The organism is Flagellimonas pacifica, from assembly GCF_900215465.1.
Classification (GTDB): Bacteria; Bacteroidota; Bacteroidia; order Flavobacteriales; family Flavobacteriaceae; genus Flagellimonas; species Flagellimonas pacifica.
The window spans coordinates 188,309-207,432 of the sequence record NZ_OBEH01000002.1 but is presented as its reverse complement, the minus strand read 5'-3'; the positions used below and the strand labels follow the sequence as shown (position 1 = coordinate 207,432).

Here is a 19,124-nt window from a genome sequence, read left to right as displayed (position 1 = left end):
ATAAATCTTCCTGTATTTTCCCGGGACTGTTCCCTAATTCATTAACTTGAAAAAGATATATGGTTTTCAATGGCAAATAAATGAATACCTGAGTGTTTGCCGATTGGACGGACCAACAGTAAAGCAGCAAATGAAATACGCCCTAGTACATGGAAAGAAAAAGGAGGCCCATAAAGGGGCACAGGGCATTTGTCCTGGCTGCGGGGCCACAATGATTTCTAAATGTGGGGAGGTTAAAATCCACCATTGGGCGCATAAAGGGAACAGAAACTGTGACCACTGGTGGGAAAATGAAACGGAATGGCACCGCGCATGGAAGGGACATTTTCCCGAGGAATGGCAGGAAGTGGTACAGTTCGGTGAAAATGGTGAAAAGCATATCGCTGATGTCAAAACGAAAACCGGACTGGTACTGGAATTCCAACATTCCTATTTGAATCCGGAGGAACGCCGTTCCCGAAATACATTTTATCCCAAACTTGCATGGGTCGTGGATGGCACCAGACGACTTAAGGACAGATCCCGTTTTATCAAGGTCATCCAAGAGGGTTCCTCCTTGCCCATTAAGGATATAAGAATATCCTGTACGGATTTCCCTGAAGAATCCCGAATCCTAGAGGAATGGGTCAATTGTAGTGTGCCTGTTTTCTTTGATTTCGGGGAACAAGAGCGAATGTGGTTCTTGATTCCATCGTCAACCCTGGACAGGGCCTATCTCGTTCGAATAGCCAGGGATTATTTTGTGACGCTTTGTACCAATGGCTCTTTGGAAGAGGTGACAGGAAATATCACCCTATTGATCCATGAATATCAAAACTTCCTCCACAAAAGAAACCAGATGGCCCTAAACCGTAGGGCAAACCAAATGTTGGCCAGAAAAAGGACAAAATACCGTCGAAGACGCTTTTGATGAAGTAGTTTATCAATGGATACCAATAGTGCGCTATTCATTGGTTTAAAATCCAAAACAGCTTCAATCCCAATGCACTTTTACTATTCGGCTCCCCTTTTTCTCATGGAGCTCCACCAACAATTTTTCTGAATCCCCCAGGGTAAACTTGGGCACCACATGGACAAAACAATGACCATGGCCCGACCTAACAATATGGGGTTGGTTGTATTTAAAAATCGATTTCAATTCCAATTTCTGGTGGGAGGAACGTCTCCCTTTTTTACCATTGACCCTGTAGATTTCCAAGATGTCAAGCTCAAAATCGATCTCTGAGCGGTTCTGGATTTCCAGTTCGACATAAACCTGGTCCGCATGATAGAAAAGCTCCTTCAATCGGAGTATCAGACCATTCTTGCGCTTGGTCTTTAGAATTTCTGTCTTTCTTCCCAATACGTATTCGGCACCTTTTACCACCATTTCCTTTTCAGCATCAATTCGTTTGGTCAATTCGATTTTGGGGATGGTATCACACACTAGAGGAATCGAGGTTACTTTGGTCTCGGTTTCCCTGCCAATGCTTTCTCCAACCTCTATAAAGTGATGGGTTATGGGCAGGTGTTTACTATACGATAGACCATAGGCATAGGCTCGGCCGTCCGCGGTCAATACCAAAAGGTTGCTGTCATCGCCTTTATTGGCTTGCAAGATTCCAAAATGCTGTCCCGAATCCCGGTTGTAGCTGAAGGTAAAATGTTCCGCCCCGGTCAAGGCCTGTCGAATTGGACTTGGAAAGAAGAGGGTGACCACATGGCTCTCATTGGCATAAAGGTTCTCTTGGGCCTTCCCAAAAATGGGTAACGCGACCACTAATAATATTATTTTTTTCATGCGATTAAGATTTAATGGATTTATGACCCTTTCAAGACGAGTTGATATTGATTTCTTATTGTAACCCGCACATTGCGGTTGTTGCGGCGGAACACCTTTTTGATGCCCCCGACATGGGGCATCCCTGGCACATTGATATCCTGGACCACATCGTCCAGCACTTCCCGCTGTGCCTCTGCCCGGAAACTGTTCTCGATATAGATGCCCTCGTTACCGTCCAAAAGGTCATAGGCCTTCAGGGACACCTTTCGGGGCTCAATATTGGTGATATTGAGGAACACACGATTCGGTTGGAATGTGACGAAGCCATACAGCAACGTGTTCCTGGGTACAGTATGGCCCCCGATTTCGGCATCCACGGCCAATCGCAGTTCCAACCGTTCATTTTGACGCACCGTTTGTTCCCCGTTCACCTCTACAATGATAAAGGCATCGGTCTCTAGTTTTTCCATATTTACTCTCTGTAGTTCCACCAAGGGTGAGGAGGCAAAGAAGGCGATATGGGTCGCGGTGAAGTCCCTGATTTCTTGGGTCTTCTTTGCCAATGGGGCAGTTGATTGGGTCTCTTTTTGAACATTTTTCACAACCACATCATGGGAAGTGTCGGCGTAGTTTATCCTTCCATTCCGGTAGATGCTGTCCACCAGTTGTTGTCGTTTCTTCTCCTCCAGATCGGGGTCGTACAGCCCCGTGGAATCGATTTGGGTTTCGGAGTAGATACTCGGGGCCGTTCTCTCTTTTTCCTCTTTGACATCGTTCACAGCCTCCAATTTGGAGCTGTACTCCTTTTGCTGTTCTTCTAAGGTCGGCACCTCGGTTTGCCGTAGTTCTTCCTCGGCACTGTTTTCCTGGGCCACCACACCGGTATAGTACCAGACCATGAGTAGGACGACTGATACAATGACCCCGATGAAGATGATTTTGTTCTTTTGTTGTTTCATTTCACTTCGCTTTATCTTGATTTTCCAGTTTTCTCAAGGACTTTTCAAAGAAATCCGTGATCAACAGCCCATGGGTGTTGTTCGGGAAATGGCGGTCCACATGGATGAGCTTGCCCGTAGTGATGAGCTGGTAGCCGTCGGTGACGGATCCCCTATCAATCTCAAAGAGGGTCTCCACTTGAAATCCATAGGGTTCATCGGACAGGTTCAGTTGGATTTCGATATCGATGATCTTTTCCACAAGGGAATATTGCAACAATCGGTTGTAGACCCCCTCGGCCCGTTTTTGGCGGTACGCCTCGTCCACCGAACTGTCCCCCAACCACAGGGCCTTTTCCAGATTTTTTTCATAGTTACTCTCATCGATGCCATAGAAATATTGGTGGAACAACTGTAGATGGGAGCGGGCCTCTACTTCCAGGTTCTCCCGTTGTTTGACCAACTTTAACGGGATGACCGAGCCATCGGTATTGACCGCAAACGCACTTTCCAACAAAGTCCGCTGGGCCTGATGTGCCATCCATAGCGAAAACCCACTGGTCAGTAGGCAGAGGGCGGTCACGGCCAAAACAATAAAGCGGTTCAATCGTAAAATGTCCGAGATATTTTTATACGTATTTTTCATATGTATTTATCTAATTAGAAAAGAGCCTAAACGTGAAACTGGTCGCCCTTCTATAGAGCTTGAACTTTAGCAGGATGATAAAGCCGACCCCGGCCAGTTCGATGATGGGAGCAAAGAGCTGACTTCCAAAGTCAGTCCCGAAAAGGTTGGGCCAGAAATTATCGGTTACCTCCTGGTAGAGCTCGTTCACAAATACATTGACCAAAAAAAAGGCCGGTACGATCATATAGACCGCTGCGTACAAACGGAAGAAACGATAGCCCATCTCCCGGAACTTCTCGAATACCGCCATACTTATGACCAAGGGGAAGAAGGCCTGCATTACCCCCAAAAGGAAATACCGCTCCGCCAAAAACAAAGGATAAATGAACAAATCCAGCATCCACAGGATCAGTCCCCCAGCGTAGGCCAGGGTACGAATGCCCAAAAAGGGGGTCGCCAGCCATTCGTAAAGCAGGGACATAGCCTTGGTGGTCGCATCCAATAGGCCCGTACTTTCCTCCTCAATCGCCAGTTCCTGTACCTGTAAAGGGAGCAGTATCGGAGCAGTGCCCCGGTATTGTCCCTCTATAGCCACTAAAATGGCATCAAAAGCGTTCAATACTTCAGTGGAAAAAATGACCACCAGGACCACGGCGAAGTTTTTGATCAGGTCGGGCGGGGTCAGTCCCCAAGTGATCCCTTCTCGGTTGGCCCCACCCTCATAATATTTCTTGAGGATATTGATCAAAAAGAACAGCACGGCCAAGACCTTCATGCCCCCAATCGCGTAGGTTGCAAAATCACTGTCCTTAATGGTCTGGAAGACCGCATCCACATATTCAAGTCCAATCGATAAAAACATGTTCTTTTCTAATAATTCGTCTCCCGATTGTTGATCCGGTCCTGCATCTCCCGAAAGGAGACGACCAACGCATACCGCTTTCTTTTAATGCGGATTTCAGCCACCATCTGGCGGGTCTTTTCCCGATGCCCTTCCAATATGAAGAGCCTTTCCGCATCGGTCATGTTTAAAAAATCGTTGCTCAACACCTGGCCCATGAACTCCAATTGGTTCAGGGAATTCTCGATGATTGCATCAAAGTCGCGTGAGATGATGCCCACCTCGTCGGGATGGATATATGGTGAGTTCAATATTTCCCTCAAATCGTTCCGGACCAATTCCACCAATCGCTGGTTGTCACGGGTGATGTCCCGAACGGCCTGGTACTGCCGTACCGCATTGTTGACCTTTTCCAACTTTTCCTTGGCCTCTTGCAAGTGCTCCACCATCTTCAGCAGTTCGACGGTCTGCTTGGCGGATTCCACCAATTGCTTGACCAGACTGACAAAGTTGGTGTTATCATATACCGGCATCCCCTGGGCCACACCGCGGCCTTTTGGCATTAGAAAGAAAAGGGTCAAGACGATTAAGATTTTTGTGTTTTTCCTCATGATCTGTGATTTTGGATTGATGATTTATTGGTTGGGTCGAGAAATTCCTTTATGGCGGTTTCCATACTGCCCACTTCATTGTAAATGGCCATTATGGCCTCGGATTCGGTGCCATCGGTGAGGTAGGCGGCATAGACCTCGGGCGGGACCTCCAAGCGGAAGATGTTGCTCTCGCTGCCGATTTTGATGAAAATTTCTGTGTATTTGCGTTCCCCCTTTAGGTCGTTTCGGATGGAGCGCAATTGGTCCAAATCATGGCTTGTCAGGTTGAGCCTTTTTGCCAGTGCACCATAGCCCTTTTCGTTGCGAAGGCTATAGATGACCTGGGTGTTCTCCAGAATGCTGGCCGAAGTGGAGTTGTCGGGCAATTGGTTGATGGACTGAAGTATGATGCCAATGGCCCCATTCTGCTTACGGATGGCCTGGTAGTAGAACTCAACACTTTCGAGGACGTTTTCGAACTTGAGCTGTTTGGCGAACTCGTCGAAGAGGATGATGCCCCGCTCGGAGCGGTTCCGCCAAATGGTGCGCTGGATAGCGGACTTGATGAGTTTGAGCATCACAGATAGCACCTCCTTGTTGTCCCGTACCTCGTCCAGCTCAAAGACAATCAAATGTTTGTCCTCCAATCGGTAGGATTGGTCCCCGTCCACCTCGAACAGAAAACTGTACAGTCCATCCCCGACATATTCCGAAAGGATGTGCAGAAAGTTGGTCACATTAAAATAGGTGGTATCGATGCCCAGCCTTTCCAATAGTTCTTCCCTGTCGGATTCCACAAAACCATAAAATCCGCCCAAAGAATGGTCCTTGGGGACTTTCTGGTAATAGGAATGCAGGATTCGTTTGAGGGCCACGGCCTCCCCTTTGGAGGGTTTGGAGGTACCGCCCATCAGTTCGAACAGGAACACCATCAGGTCCTCCAACCGCTCGGGGCTGACATCGTCAGCTTTTGGTATATAAAAGGGATTGATGCCCAGATTTTTTCCGTGCTCGTAGCGGAGGATGCTATGGTCATCGGGATAGAGCTTGGCAAACTTGGCATAACTGCCGCCCAAATCGATGAGGACCAGCCGAACACCTTGCTCATAGTATTGTCGTAATATGTTGTTGGCCAGAAAGGACTTGCCCTCTCCGGTCGGGGCGAAAATCGCAAAGTTCCGGGCCTTGATGCGTTTTTTACTCTCGTCCCAGACATCCTTCAGCACGGGAATGTTGTGCTGGCGGTCATTGAAAATGACCCCGATTTCATCAGATTTATAGTTGGTCACATTACCCTGGAGACAGAGCGCATGTTTGAGGTCCATCACAAACAGGTCGCTGTCATGAAAGTTGGGGGAAAAGCCCCAGTAGCTGTTCAGAAAATATTGGGTACGCTGATGGCCCCGTGGGGCATAGGGTACTATATCCACTTCCTTCAGTTCCGCCTTTATCCTGGAGGCGATGGCTTCCAATCGTCGCGCTTCCTTGCACCAATATATCAGGTTCAATTGACCCCGCACCAAACGTGAGGAATCATCTTGGTTGATGTGGTCAAGGATACGGGAGATCTTGCCGTGCAGTACCTTGTTCTGCGAACCGAAACTGGAGCTCTTAGCCAGCTCCCCAATCCGCTTTTCCAAGAGTTTGCGCCATTTGTGGCGGTCGTCCAGATATAGGATACAGTTGATGATATGATCCTCGTTAAGGGCCAGTCCAAGCCCATCAACAAAGCCCTGATGGAAGCTGAAATCATCCGTGGTCAAGGCCGGATTGGGCCTACTGCTCTGTACGGTCTCCCCGAAACAAGCCTCGTTGTTCAGGGCCAAAACACCAAAGTGGTGGTCCCCGACCTGCGTTTTGTCCCTTTCCAAAAGGATGTTTGTGTCAAAGCCCTCATTGTACCCATTGAAATAGGAGTCTGTCAATTGAAGGATCTCCATTTGGTTCATCGGTCGGCAGTCGAGCTTGGGACTGTTGGCAAGGAAGCCCACTGCATCCCTGACCGCTTGGATAAAGGATTTTGCGGTATCCGATAGTTCACCAGTGAGGGTCCTGGGAACCAATTTGAAAGGATTCACGTACCTGCTCTGATTCAATCCCTTGTTCCTCGGCCAGATAAAAAAGAGATGGGCCGAATGCCCCATATATTCCCTGCCCTTAAAATGTTTATGGGTGGCCCGTTCCAGAAAGGTCCGGTCGGGCAATCCTGCGGCATCATACCCTTGTTTCCGATAAATATCCTGTCTATGGACGACCGTTCCCGCAGGGAGTGATTTGAGCACCTGGAACCAGGTCCCGTGCAGCTCGTCAAAGTCCTTTTCCGAAAGGGAATAGATTTCAGGAAGTTCCAACTTGTAGCACAATATGATATTGCCATTGTTGGCAAAGGCCCGGTTTCCCTCGATGTCCACCAAGGGATAATGCTCGTTAAGGTTCATCGGCATAGCGCAAAAGATTTGTTTTCTTGTTGGAAATGGCCCTGGGGAATACCCTGCCCACGGTCAGCATATCGGGTCTATTGGTGAACTTTAACAGGACTATATAGAGGACACCATTGCATACCAGAGCAGTGAAGATCAGTGTAAAACTGAAGGAGAAGATGATGATCAGCAGCGAGGCGATGACCCCCAACATCTGGAGGGCGAATAGGGGCACGGGCAGGGCGAAGACAAGGGCCCTCGCCCTGATGTCCCTATATATCGAATACGTCTTCACTATACTACCAAGGTTATGAGATAGGTAAAGATGCCGACGACCGCCCCGGCGATCAGGACAAAGACCAATACGCGGGTGATGCCCTTTTTGAGGTCGGCGTTCTCCCCAAAAAAGTGTCCTGCATTGAACAAAAAGCCGATCAGGAAGATGACTCCCAGGATGATGGGGAAGATGGCACGGATGGTATCCGAGATCTCGGCCACGGAGTCCTCGATGCCCCCGATCTGGGCCTGGAGCGGCAAAACGGTCAATAGAAAGAGTGATAGCAGTGCTATCCGTTGATAGTTTTTCATGATGGTTCGTTGTTAAGGCCCAGCCTTGCCTTCCAAGAGACTTCGGCCAGGCCATTGATTAATGATTGATGAATAAACTTTTGCCCCTTCGTCGGGCTGATGAAGCCCAGGACATTTCAATGACAAATCTTCAACGTTTTTGGGAAATTGCTGGAATAAAATCAATAATTAACAGCCAAGGGAGTTAATTATTGTCGATTCTTTATGAAATCCAAAAAATCGATGAACATTGCACAAACAAAACTGGCAACATGAAATCCAAGAGAATTATTTGGCTTTGTTTGTTCATTTGGACCATGGTCCTAACCGTGGGAATCGCCCAGGAGCGGGAAGTACGACCAATCATAGTAATCGACCCGGGCCATGGGGGAACCGATACCGGGGCCACATCCATTGATGCCAGTTTTGAAAAGGACATTGTATTCCAATTGTCCCAGCAGATTCTTGTGCTCAATCGAACCGTGCTGGAGGACCCCTTGCAACTCTATCTGACCCGCTATTCCGATACCCTGATTTCGCTAAAGGACCGGGGACGGTTGAGCCACAGCTTAAAAGCTGATCTATTTATATCGCTTCACGGTAACCATGCCCCGAACCCCGAGGCCCAAGGATTGGAGGTATTTGTCTGGCGGCCCTTTTCCAATGCACAACCTCCTTTTCGGGCAGCATCTGTGAAACTGGCCGAAACGATTGCAGTGGAATTGCATCAACAGTTGGACCTTAAATACCGGGGCATAAAACAGGCCAACTTTCAGGTGCTCAGGGACAACAGACTGCAATGTCCGGCCGTACTTTTGGAACTCGGCTTTCTCTCCAATGGCGAGGAGTCCAACTATCTCAAGTCCGAGAGGGGCATCCGTGCCATGGCATTGGCCATCCTAATGGCAATCTCTAAGTATTTGCGAGATGTTGGAGCTCACTAGGGAAATCGCAAGGCTGATAAAGGAAATCCTATCGGAATTGATACAATCTCTAAAGGAAAGGCGGACAAAGCGTGAAGAAAACTAAAAAATGTCGAACTGGCCCCACAACAAGGGATGTCCACTGGCCTGTTGTTCCCTCGACCGCAACTGGGGATAGGTCCTCCAGCGTACTTTTTTGCCGGACCACATTCCCCTTCGTTGCAACCCGCTGGCATGGAGCTGTGCAAATAGTGCCTGGGAACAGAGCATGTAGTCCGCCTGCTTGATGTTGACCCCCTTTCGGTAGGCCCCCAACCGAAAATAGCCCGCATCCGGACCATGATCCAGGTCCACCTCGAACCCATCGTGCTTGGAGATATCCTTGAGCTGTGTATCCCTGATCAGGGGCGATAGGGCATCAGCATAGCTTGGGTCGTTGAGCGTTCCACAGATGAGCACCAGCTCGTTTCCATTTTTGATATGATGGCAGTACAGTCCCGCGACAAATTCTGCCTGGCGTTTGCGCAGGCCGTGATGGTCATCCGTATCGGACGGGCCCTTGAAATGGGCATTGATCAGTACCGGCCTTTCCCCATCAGGGGTCTTCAGGAAATGAACCGGACAGTCCTTTTCGAACAGGGTCTTGGACCTCCCGTATTTGACATGCGCATGGGAAGCACTGGATTCCACAGTGTATCCGTTTCGTGCCAAAATCGCCATGCCCCTGCCATGGGCGTCCGTACCCTCGGTGAACAGCATCTGGTCATAGTGCAATTGGTGCTTTTTTTGGAGCAATACGTTGAAGTCCAAAAGTGCCGCTCGGTCCTCCACTTCCTGAAGCAAGAGGATATCAGCTTTCGCATCGGCAACCGTCCTAAGTTTATGGCGTACCGCCCTTTCTTCCAAGGGCGCGCTTCTCAGGGCCACCCATCCGTTGCAACCCAGCTTGGCGGTGGCCCTTTTCTCGGTGGCCACCCCCTGTGGCTTGACATAACACTGCCCTCCTTTGCGGCGCATCACCAGATAGGGTTCCCTGACCGTGTTGGAAAAGCCCAAGAGAAAGGCCAGTTCCCTCAGTCGGGCCAACTGGTTTTCACCCCGTGTTGGCTGGCCCATGAGCAAGTGGAACTCCTCCACCCAGGCCTTAAGGTTTTCGCTTTGGTTTTTCTCCAAAAGGGCATGGTCCCGATGGAAAAGGTTCTCGATGTTAAAGGATGCTATTTTCATTGTTCATTTTGTTTTTGTAATTCCCGCATTGGCGAAAATCCCTATTATTTCAGTCTTAATTTTTATAGTAAATGGATCAATGATCCCTACGTCCTTTTGTCCTTGGTGTCCTTATCAAAGGCCACCAGGTTGAACAGTTGCCGCATCCGGCTGCGTACCCGCGCCCCATAGCGTTCCCCGATTTCCTGGGCGTTCAGGTTGGTGGTGGCATGGGTACGGATGCCCGTATTCTGGAACAGCTCGTGGCGGGAGAGCAATATCTCGCCCATCACGTTGCAGTCCTTCCCGAAATGCCTTCCCATCGGTTCCACCCCCAGGTCATCAAAGCAGTAAAACTGGCCATTGCCGTAATCCTCGATGACACGATGGCCAATATGGTTGAAGGCGAAGGCGATGTTCCGGCAGGGTATCACCTGGTAGGGCTTGAAGTGGGGCGTCAGGTGGCGGAGCAGTTTCATCAGGCTGGTCTTCCCACAGCCCACCGGACCGGAGAGCAAGATGCCCTTGTCCGGGTCGATGCCCAGTTTTCGGCAGGTGCCGAAATCCCGTATGGCATAGTTGCAGAGCTTGAACAGGATCTCTTTGTCCTCATCATAGATCTTGAAATCCCTCCCAAAGAGCAGCCTGCCCTTGGCCCCCAGATAAATGAGGATCTTCTTGAAATCATAGTCCACACGGTTTCCGCTCAGTTCCCCGAGGGAATAGACCACGCCACCTTCGGTTATCTTAGAGGGGTTGTCCATAGTCCTTTTCCGTTTGTGTTATCAGATGGTCACTGCCATTGGCAGCTTTTTTTTTCTTTTTTTCATGGGCCAGTTCCTTTGCTTTGAGCATCCAGTTATCGGACGCCGCCTTCCAATCCTTGATGGCGACCTTGCCGCCAATCCTCCAGCCAATGGCCTGGTAGTGGTTGAAAAATTTGAAGGCCTCTTCCAGATCATACTTTTTTTCCTTGAAAAAATCCAAAACCTCCAATTGACTTCTGGGCTTGGCTCCCAGAGAGCGTTTATTAGGTTTGTATTGTTTTATATATAAGGTATCCGGTACAGATTTGGGACGGTACGTCCCAAATATGGTACGGGTGCGTCCCACCAGTGTACCGCTATCGGTACAATTTTGGGACAGTTTTACCATGGAAAGTTCGTGCGGACTTTTGGCCGGTCGGTATTCGATAAACCCAAAATCCTGCAGCTCCTTTAGGAGCCGGTGGTAGGTGGATTTCGAGCCGATCTTTGCCATTTTCATCAGCTCGGTGCGGTTGGCAAAGAACTCCTCCGTAAAACGGTGCAGGTTCCAATAGAAGAACAGGGCCATGTACAGGGAGAAATGTCCTGGATGGAGTCTGTCATCATCATAAAAATCAACAAGGCGAGCGTTCAGGTGCTGGATATAGTTCATGCCACCTCTTCCATTTGCACCTTGTTCGACATCAGGATGGCGTCGATTTCAATCGCATCGTAAAAGAGGATGCCCTCGATCTTATAGCTTGGGATGACCTTTTTGCTGCGCAGCTTCTGCAGTGTCCCATGGCTTATGCCCAAGCGGTCCATGACATCTGCCGAACGGAGCCAGGTCTTGGGAACGGGATGGGTATGCTCCATCATAAGGTCCTTGAACTCTTCCAAGAGTTTTTTTCTAAAATCCATTAAATCTTCGGTGGTGACCACGGATGCGCCCATATCAAGTTATTTAAGTGCAAAACTGTGTTTGCGGTTATGGGACAAATTTGGGCAGGGCCGGAATAACTTTCTATCCATTGGATAACGAAAGGATACTTTCCGGAAAATTCTGGGAAACCGGGACAAAATGGCCCAAAATGACCTATTTGAAATGGAAATTGGAGCCTGGGGACAATGGTTTGAAAATATATCCAAAGGATAGCTATGGGATAAAACCGTCCTTATTGTCAAGTGCGCTAAGAAGGGCATCCATAAGGTGCTGAAGAAATTTTGAACGCTTGGTCTTTCGCTGCGAGATCTGTTTGAAAAGGCCATAGGGATCCTTGATCTCGATATTGAACGCTTCACAAAAAAATGTGACAAAGGCCCTAATCTCAAAATCCCCATGGTTGATGACCTTGGCCTCCCGCATCGCATAGATCAATTCCATGGCAGCAGTGGGGGATTGTGTAAAGGTGAACTGACCAAAGTCTTTGATCGCACCGTTGGTTTTGATCCTGTTCATTGACCGAACATTGTTCTCTAGTTCCAGCAAATAGTTTCCATAGCGCTCAAATCCCATGAATTTTGCATAGAGAAGATCGTGCGAGGTCTCAAAAAGACCATCATAACGATAATTACAGGAAACCATGGGAAACTGTACCCATGATCTTCTGGTAAAGAATTGGGTGTCCCTATCATTTCTTCCTTCCCTTAGATAACGGTAAAACTCCAAGTTTTCGTTGTGAAAGTTGTTGATACGTTCCCGTTCTGCCCTGATATACCGGAGTTTGGGCTTCATTCCAAGTTGGGGAAGGCGCAGCTCGCACTGGCGGACCTCATTGTAATAAACAAGTTGGCCGAGGGGAATGGATTTGATATCCCGAAAGAACCTGATTTCCGTGGGACTGTCCATTGGCCCCGTTCCATGGATTTCGGAACGCATGGTCGCCAACGTTTTCTGGCAGAGCCCAATACCCCTGTTGGCACGTTCCAAAACGGTCAACTTTTCCGACCGCAAAGCGCTCAGTTCTTTATTGAATTCTTCTAAAAGGATGGTAAACTCCATATGGAAAGGTCGGCAATATCCCTTCCGACCACATTAAATCTAGTGACCATCGATGGGTTTGGAAAAGGGACATTGCCCAGGTTTCCTGAAAGTCCATGCGGTTTTCCCAAAAGGGACCCAGCCGTTTCCCGAAAGTGTTGTCCAAGATAGGCTAAAAGGCTAAATTCTAGGCCAGTGGAAGCAATCGATAACACAGGGAATTACCGACAGCACAGATTCTGTATTGATAATAGGTTCATCATCCGCTCCCCATTTTTCCCTGTTTCCGAACTGGACTCCGTTCTTGAGAGCAGGCCATCCAAAAAAACAATAGCTGGATGGTGGTCCGAACCGGTTTTTAAAAGGGCCGTTCAATATGCCTCACCCCATCTGACCAAGGAAATTGAGAGGTGCCTTACCACAAGGAACATGAAAAAACTGCCAAAAATTTGGTTTGCCCTTTTGAAATACCGTATCAGGATGTGCAGTCGCGCTACCCCTTTTGGAAATTTTGCGGGCCCAAGCTTGGGCACGTTCGCAACAAAAACGCGGTTAAAACGCATTGTTGGATACGATTTTCACGACCATACAATTATCCATTCCGTCGTTGAAAAAAAGGAAACCGTTTGGAAAAATTTCGACAAGAGAAGGATCTGGTTTGTGAACCCTACGTTGTTTGAGACCAAGGGCCGATACAGGTTTTATGATTTTGGCAATGGCGAAAAAAATGAAGTGTCCATAGTACATGAGGTCGCTAAAACGGAAACTCTTGGGATACTTGTGAAAATGATGGACGGGTCAGGGGCAAAAGGTGGATTTCTGCTGCACGTACTGGAAAACATGGGGCATTCTACCGAAAATGCGGAATTGTATTTGGGACAGTTGGTGGAAAACAAGCTTTTGGTCCCCAACACCTTACCGTCCATATTCCATTCAGCACAGATCCAATTGGGCGACAATGACTTCCATACCATTAAGGTCCAGACCAACATGTATCCCTCGTTCCATTCATCCACGTTGGACAGGTCTTATAAGGATCAGTTGCAACGAGCTTACGAGTTGTGTTCCCTGTTCTCATACAATAGGACCAATACTGACTACCAAGAGTTTTCCAAGGCGTTCCTTCATTTGTATGGTAATAAAAAAGTCCGTTTGGTGGATGCAATGGATCCCGAATATGGATTGGGCTATCCCATTGGTTGTTACAGAGCAAGGGGCAGCTACCTTGATCAGTTCGGTCTGGAACCAAAACGACATGAAAGTGAAAAGCCGACCTCACCGGCCAGGCAATGGTTACAGGATAAAGTCGTCCCGAAGGATAATCCCAAGGACATCCATTTGCATTGGGACGGTCTGGATCAGTTTGAGCGACCCGAACTTGGATTTGGCCCTACATTTTTCGGAGTGGTGGAATGGGTGAAAATTGATGACAAATCCTATTGCCATCCACTTTCATTTGGAGGTTCTTCAGCGGCCGTGCTACATGCACGGCACGCCATGGGAAAGAAAGATTTCATGGAGTGGGCACGTTCCATAACGGATCATGAGAACAATTTTGATACCGATGTGCTTACAACCGAAGTGGCCTATCTACCCGAAGGGAAGGCCAAGCACATCGCGATGCGGCCATTATTGCGAGATCAGGTACTCCACATCAAAAATGGGCCTCGAAACAATCGTGTTGACAATATTCCGACCCATTCGCTATGCTTGCAACATGATGGAGATCAATTGAAATTAATTGATAAACGGACGGACAAAAGAATCAAGCCCTATTTGACCACCTCCTATGACCATTACAGAAGCTCGTCTGCCATTTATCGTTTATTGGGAGATCACCAATACCAGGGAAGACCGGCCTATGTCCATTTTGACTGGGACGTTTTGGAAGGGGAGGTTTCCATAATGCCCAGGGTAATCTGTGGGGACATCCTATTGTCCAAAAGGACATGGCGTTTTAAATACAATGCTTTTGATATGGCAAAGAAGGCCGCTTCCGATAACACGACCTTTTGTAAAATATGGCCGGAATTTATCCAAAGTTATGGCCTGCCGGAGAGGATTATTTGGGAGGAAGGTGACAAAAGCCTGGTACTGAACACAAGAAACCTTGAGTGCATGCGACTCTTTGTTCTCAGTCTGGGCAAGGCCACGATTGTTTTTAAAGAATATATTCCCCCGGGCCAACCCTTGGTCAATGACATCGGACATCAACCCTATTCCTGTGAATTTCAATTTTCATTTTTTCAAAAACCCTCCAAATGAGAAACACAAAATGGCTTTCACTTTTCATTTGGGGAACACCTGTTATAACTCAAAAAATTTTAATGGAAGAGTTGGCACCTACCGTACTGTCCATAGGATCGAAGTACTATGGATGGAAATGGTTCTTTGTACGCTTTTGGGACGGACTTCCGCAATTCCGGTTCCGTATTTTGACGGATGAATGTGGTGATGATCGATCAAGACAACATCTATCGGATTTGATGTTACCCTATTTGCACGCTGGACAGATATGGAAGATGGAGTGGCAAGAGTACCATCCAGAGATCGGGCGGTACGGTCAGGCAAACATCAGGACGATCGAAGACCTTTTTTATTTGCAAAGTAAATGGGCTTTTTGCCTATTTGGACAACAGTTGGGAGAAAAAGAACGGCTAAAAATCCTAATGGATATGGTTCATTACCTATTCGAAAAGGCTTTTCCCAAACCCATGGACCAGCATTTGTTTGTAAGGGAACAGCATCGGTTCTTCGGACGACGATTGAAAAGATCCGGGCCTGCCAAGAAATCCATTTCCAGGGCATATAGGGATATTATAATTGATGGAAGCTCTAACTTGGGAAGGGTTCAAGAGGGGGCCAACATCCTAAAAGAAATGTCCATGGTCCTTGGACAACTGGAATATACCAACGAAAAAACCAATTTCGATTTGGTCCGGGATGTTGTGCATATGATGGTCAACAAATGCTTTTTGACCGACCATGGCCAATGGGAATTCCTTTTGTACGAGTTCTTGGATAGGACCTATCGCTCCCGATTGGCAAGAAATGGTAAATGGGCTTGAAATTATCTAACGAGCCCTTGGTGTATTCCACGAAACAGCCGTTGCCAAAGGTTCATTTCCTCGGTTATGATGTTTCCCTTTCCCAAGTAAGCGGCCTCCAAGGAAAGTACTTTTCCATAGCTTGTTGTCAATGTGTCAAAGGTCACGGTTACGCCATAGGTTCGGTCAATGGGATGGGGAGCCCGGTTAATGGAGCTTACCCTCCCCTTTAATACACCATATTCTTCTTGCGGGAAATTCTCCAACTGGACAAGAACGGCCTGCCCTGGTTTTATTTTCCCCTTATTGATGGCAGGTACTTCCATTAGACCGGATGCACGGGTGGAGCCACTCGGTATAACGGCAACCAAAGGCTCCCCTTGCCCAACATTTTGATATGGTGTTTTTGGCACCAGCCAATTGACCCTTCCGTCTATGGGAGATCTTATTACATAGTTGCGTTCATATTCTTTGATGGCCCTGAGCAGTTCCATTCTTGAATTCTCAATGCGGTCGGTCAACAATTTTCCTTCCATTGCCAGCTCAAAACCCTGTTTCCGCCGTATGTCCTCTTGGGAAGAGATTATCAACTTTGTCTCGGAAATACGTTGTCGCAACCTGGTCCGTTCCTGCTTTCTATTGATCTGGGCCCTTAGCTGCTCCTCATATTCAGAAGCACTCACCACCCCTTTCTCCTTAAGGGTCGAAAAACGCTGCAGTTCTTTATCACCCAAAACGATCTCCATTTCCAGTTCGTCCAACAAGATCTCTGAATCCCCGATCCATTTGGAAAGTTCCATGGTCCTATCATTTGACAAGCGGTCATAGGTTCTCCCTGGGTGTAAACTGTCCCACAATTGTTTTCGGACCAACAGATCCCTATAAGCCTGAAAATAGGGGCGTATATTGCCCAATTTTAGGCCATTGGACTCCTCAAGAACGGATATCGATCCCATCCCTTCAATGGTATCCAAGATCATCTTTAGTCCCACAACATCATGGATCTCGGCAGGGTTTTCAAGTTCCATCAGGACTTGGTCCTTTTCAATGGTACCGCCCTGATCGATATGGAACTTCTTGATTCGGCCTTCCACCTGCGCCGAGAGGTGGACAATGGGCTCATTGCCCATAAGCTGGATATTTACCGACACGATATCCGGATAGGAGATCAGATGGGCAATGACTGCCAGCAATAGGCCAGATCCCACAATGACCAATGTGCCCCATCGAATCCAAAAATTTGGGACCTGGCCAAAGTGTTCTTTATGGTGGTTCGCCCGTAGACCTTTCATGTTCCCGATTCCAACTGATATTTTACCAACCCATAATAGTGTCGTTTGGCCTTGACCAGATCTTCATGGGTTCCCTGTTCGACCACTTTTCCCTTTTCAAGGACCACGATGTGATCGGCCTCCCTCACCGTGCTCATCCTATGGGCAATGATAAGCACTGTACGTCCCTTGTAGAATTTTTTCAGTCCTTCCATGACCCGGTGCTCCAATTGGGTGTCCATGGCGCTGGTCGCCTCGTCCAGAAGGAAAAATCGGGGTAATTTGTAAAGCGCACGAGCCAACAATACCCGTTGACGTTCCCCTCCGCTCAGGTTCATTCCATCTGTTCCCAACCTGGTCCGCAGACCAAGGGGCAACTGTTTCAAAAAGTCCCCTAATTGGGAAATTTGAATGGCGGTTTCCAGTCGTTGTCCGTCCACGACATCTTTTTCGGATTCCGTAATATTGGAGACCAGGGTGTCCTCAAAAACAAATCCTTCCTGCATTACCGCTCCACAGGTATCCCGCCAATCCGACCTGGACAGCTTCCTAAGATCGATGCTGCCCAATCTGATCTTGCCCTGGTAGGTATCATAATGTCCCAATAAAAGTTTGAGCAAGGTCGTCTTTCCACTCCCACTTGTGCCCACAATTGCAGTCGTTCTTCCATACGCTATGGTCAAGCTCACCTTGTCAAGGACAAGTGGAGAGGATTTTGGGCCGTAACGGAAGGAAACGTCCTTGAGGGAAATATTCTGTCCCATTTCCACTTGGACCCCATCTGTTGTTTCCTTTGGATGGGAATGGACTTCTTGCATCCGCTCCAGACTCAGTCCGGCAGACTGGGCCTCCACAAAGAACTGGACAATATTGGAAAGTGGTAGGCCCACCTGCCCAACAATGAACTGTATTGAGAGCATTGCGCCCAGGGTCAGTTCTCCATGGATAACATATTTGGCGGATAGGAACAATAGGACCAACGAACCCATTTGATGTATGAACATTGCCCCGAACCGCTGCTTTTGGGCAATGGACAATTGCCTGTGCTGGATATGGAACAGCTTCTGTTGTACCCTTGCCCACTCCATACGCCTTTTTTGCTCGGACCTGTTGAGCTTGATGGCCGTAAGTCCCCTGACCAACTGCCAAATGGCACGCTGTGTTTCCGACTCCTTCTGGAAATGTTGGTGGTCCCATCCCATCTGTTTTCTCAGGAACGATAGGGACCAAAGCCCATATAACAATAAGGTCAATAGAAACAGTATACCCAGAAAGATCTGATAGTACCAAAGGACAACGGCAAAGGCAAGAAGGGTAACCATACTGAAAAGTGCCGATAGGCTCTTGGAGGACACAAACTCCTGGACCTTTCGATTGTCCTGGATCCGCTGGATGATATCGCCCGAATGTTTGGAATCGAAAAAAGCGATGGGAAGTTGTAACAATCGTTTCAAAAAGTCCGTCACCAAGAGAAGGTTTACCTGTTGGGTAATCTGCAACAAGATCCATCCCCTGATGATCTCTACAGAGGACAGGGACACAAAAAAGATGGTTTGGGCCAATAGGACCACATATACAAAATGCATGTCCTGAAAGCGGATCCCATGATCGACCATGGCCTGGGTCAGGAAGGGGAGCGCCAATTGGGTCAGACTGCCAAAGATCAGGCCCAGTAGCAACTGGGCACCTTCCTTTTTATAGTTTTTAAAATATTCCCATAATTGGTAAAGACCTTTCGGCCGGCCTTCCTGTTGGGCATTTGATTGTTGGATATGTTCGCCCATTGCTTCCAGTAGCAGTACAAAACCTTTATTGGCATTTGTATCGGGAAGCCATTTTGCCTCAAGTTCATCTCGGTGGAGCTTTCGGATTCCCTGCGCTGGGTCGCCTACGATCGCCCTACCGTTCTTAAATTCATAGAGTACCACAAAATGCCTGTTTTCCCAGTGAAGGATACAGGGTTTTGGAACGGTTCCCAACTGATCGGCCCCTATCCCAATGGAAAGGCTATTGAACCCGATCTTTTCCGCAGCTTCAGATAGACCTGAAAATGAGGCACCGTTCGGTCCCAGATGGCACCATTGACGCAATTGCGCCCGATTTGTTTCGATACCATGGTATTTGGCCACCATTTCCAGACAGGAAGGACCGCAGTCCATGGCATCCCATTGTTGTGAAAAAGGATAGACCGATCTGTTCAT

Annotated in this window: 19 protein-coding genes; 4 read left to right on the top strand and 15 right to left on the bottom strand. The window is 48.1% G+C overall.

Features of this window, described 5'->3' with window-relative positions; translation table 11 throughout:
* Positions 1-46 precede the first annotated feature (46 nt).
* Positions 47-910, top strand: coding sequence for a competence protein CoiA (locus CRO15_RS06635; RefSeq protein ID WP_097045032.1), 864 nt, complete (start codon positions 47-49; stop codon positions 908-910).
* 63 nt (positions 911-973) lie between these two features.
* On the opposite strand, the gene CRO15_RS06630 is transcribed toward CRO15_RS06635, so the two are convergent.
* From CRO15_RS06630 to CRO15_RS06595, 8 genes are all read right to left on the bottom strand, one after another.
* Positions 974-1,780 carry a DUF4138 domain-containing protein gene (locus tag CRO15_RS06630; RefSeq protein ID WP_097045031.1) on the bottom strand — a complete coding sequence of 269 codons (807 nt, stop codon included), beginning with the start codon at positions 1,778-1,780 and terminating at the stop codon, positions 974-976.
* A 20-nt stretch (positions 1,781-1,800) separates the two neighbouring features.
* Entirely contained in the window at positions 1,801-2,721 is a 921-nt protein-coding gene (gene traM / locus CRO15_RS06625; RefSeq protein WP_097045030.1) for a conjugative transposon protein TraM, read from the bottom strand.
* 1 nt (position 2,722) lies between these two features.
* Positions 2,723-3,346, bottom strand: coding sequence for a conjugal transfer protein TraK (locus CRO15_RS06620; RefSeq protein WP_097045029.1), 624 nt, complete (start codon positions 3,344-3,346; stop codon positions 2,723-2,725).
* A 10-nt stretch (positions 3,347-3,356) separates the two neighbouring features.
* Entirely contained in the window at positions 3,357-4,190 is an 834-nt protein-coding gene (locus tag CRO15_RS06615) for a hypothetical protein (protein WP_097045028.1), read from the bottom strand.
* A gap of 8 nt (positions 4,191-4,198) precedes the next feature.
* On the bottom strand, positions 4,199-4,780 hold the full coding sequence (locus tag CRO15_RS06610) for a TrbJ/VirB5 family protein (protein ID WP_097045027.1): 582 nt from the start codon (positions 4,778-4,780) through the stop codon (positions 4,199-4,201).
* Positions 4,777-7,206 carry a TraG family conjugative transposon ATPase gene (locus tag CRO15_RS06605; protein WP_097045026.1) on the bottom strand — a complete coding sequence of 810 codons (2,430 nt, stop codon included), beginning with the start codon at positions 7,204-7,206 and terminating at the stop codon, positions 4,777-4,779. Before CRO15_RS06605 ends, CRO15_RS06610 begins: the two co-directional genes overlap by 4 nt.
* Positions 7,190-7,396: a hypothetical protein gene (locus tag CRO15_RS06600; RefSeq protein WP_097045025.1), complete on the bottom strand. Its 207-nt coding sequence runs from the start codon at positions 7,394-7,396 to the stop codon at positions 7,190-7,192. The genes CRO15_RS06605 and CRO15_RS06600 overlap by 17 nt, the downstream gene beginning before the upstream one ends.
* 80 nt (positions 7,397-7,476) lie before the next feature.
* Positions 7,477-7,770: a hypothetical protein gene (locus CRO15_RS06595; protein WP_243396920.1), complete on the bottom strand. Its 294-nt coding sequence runs from the start codon at positions 7,768-7,770 to the stop codon at positions 7,477-7,479.
* 251 nt (positions 7,771-8,021) lie between these two features.
* On the opposite strand from CRO15_RS06595, the gene CRO15_RS06590 reads away from it, so the two are divergent.
* A complete protein-coding gene (locus tag CRO15_RS06590; protein ID WP_097045024.1) occupies positions 8,022-8,693 on the top strand; it encodes an N-acetylmuramoyl-L-alanine amidase family protein in 672 nt (223 codons plus the stop codon).
* 81 nt (positions 8,694-8,774) lie between these two features.
* Here the strand turns inward: CRO15_RS06590 and CRO15_RS06585 are convergent, their stop codons facing one another.
* The 5 genes from CRO15_RS06585 to CRO15_RS06565 form a co-directional block, all read right to left on the bottom strand.
* A complete protein-coding gene (locus CRO15_RS06585) occupies positions 8,775-9,899 on the bottom strand; it encodes an endonuclease/exonuclease/phosphatase family protein (protein WP_097045023.1) in 1,125 nt (374 codons plus the stop codon).
* 86 nt (positions 9,900-9,985) lie between these two features.
* Positions 9,986-10,642, bottom strand: coding sequence for an ATPase (locus CRO15_RS06580; RefSeq protein WP_097045022.1), 657 nt, complete (start codon positions 10,640-10,642; stop codon positions 9,986-9,988).
* Positions 10,626-11,297, bottom strand: coding sequence for a hypothetical protein (locus tag CRO15_RS06575; RefSeq protein ID WP_097045021.1), 672 nt, complete (start codon positions 11,295-11,297; stop codon positions 10,626-10,628). The genes CRO15_RS06580 and CRO15_RS06575 overlap by 17 nt, the downstream gene beginning before the upstream one ends.
* On the bottom strand, positions 11,294-11,578 hold the full coding sequence (locus tag CRO15_RS06570) for a helix-turn-helix domain-containing protein (RefSeq protein ID WP_097045020.1): 285 nt from the start codon (positions 11,576-11,578) through the stop codon (positions 11,294-11,296). Before CRO15_RS06570 ends, CRO15_RS06575 begins: the two co-directional genes overlap by 4 nt.
* Before the next feature lie 202 nt (positions 11,579-11,780).
* Positions 11,781-12,626 (bottom strand): RteC domain-containing protein, encoded by an 846-nt coding sequence (locus CRO15_RS06565; protein ID WP_097045019.1) that lies wholly within the window; start codon positions 12,624-12,626, stop codon positions 11,781-11,783.
* Between the two features lie 174 nt (positions 12,627-12,800).
* Here CRO15_RS06565 and CRO15_RS06560 point away from each other — a divergent pair, with 174 nt between their 5' ends.
* Positions 12,801-14,870 carry a lantibiotic dehydratase gene (locus CRO15_RS06560; RefSeq protein ID WP_097045018.1) on the top strand — a complete coding sequence of 690 codons (2,070 nt, stop codon included), beginning with the start codon at positions 12,801-12,803 and terminating at the stop codon, positions 14,868-14,870.
* Positions 14,867-15,673 carry a thiopeptide-type bacteriocin biosynthesis protein gene (locus CRO15_RS06555; RefSeq protein ID WP_097045017.1) on the top strand — a complete coding sequence of 269 codons (807 nt, stop codon included), beginning with the start codon at positions 14,867-14,869 and terminating at the stop codon, positions 15,671-15,673. Before CRO15_RS06560 ends, CRO15_RS06555 begins: the two co-directional genes overlap by 4 nt.
* A gap of 2 nt (positions 15,674-15,675) precedes the next feature.
* On the opposite strand, the gene CRO15_RS06550 is transcribed toward CRO15_RS06555, so the two are convergent.
* Complete coding sequence (locus CRO15_RS06550) at positions 15,676-16,944, bottom strand: HlyD family secretion protein (RefSeq protein WP_097045016.1); 1,269 nt, start codon at positions 16,942-16,944, stop codon at positions 15,676-15,678.
* The gene (locus tag CRO15_RS06545) at positions 16,941-19,124 is read right to left on the bottom strand and encodes a peptidase domain-containing ABC transporter (protein ID WP_165769928.1); all 2,184 of its coding nucleotides are present in this window, start codon (positions 19,122-19,124) and stop codon (positions 16,941-16,943) included. The genes CRO15_RS06550 and CRO15_RS06545 overlap by 4 nt, the downstream gene beginning before the upstream one ends.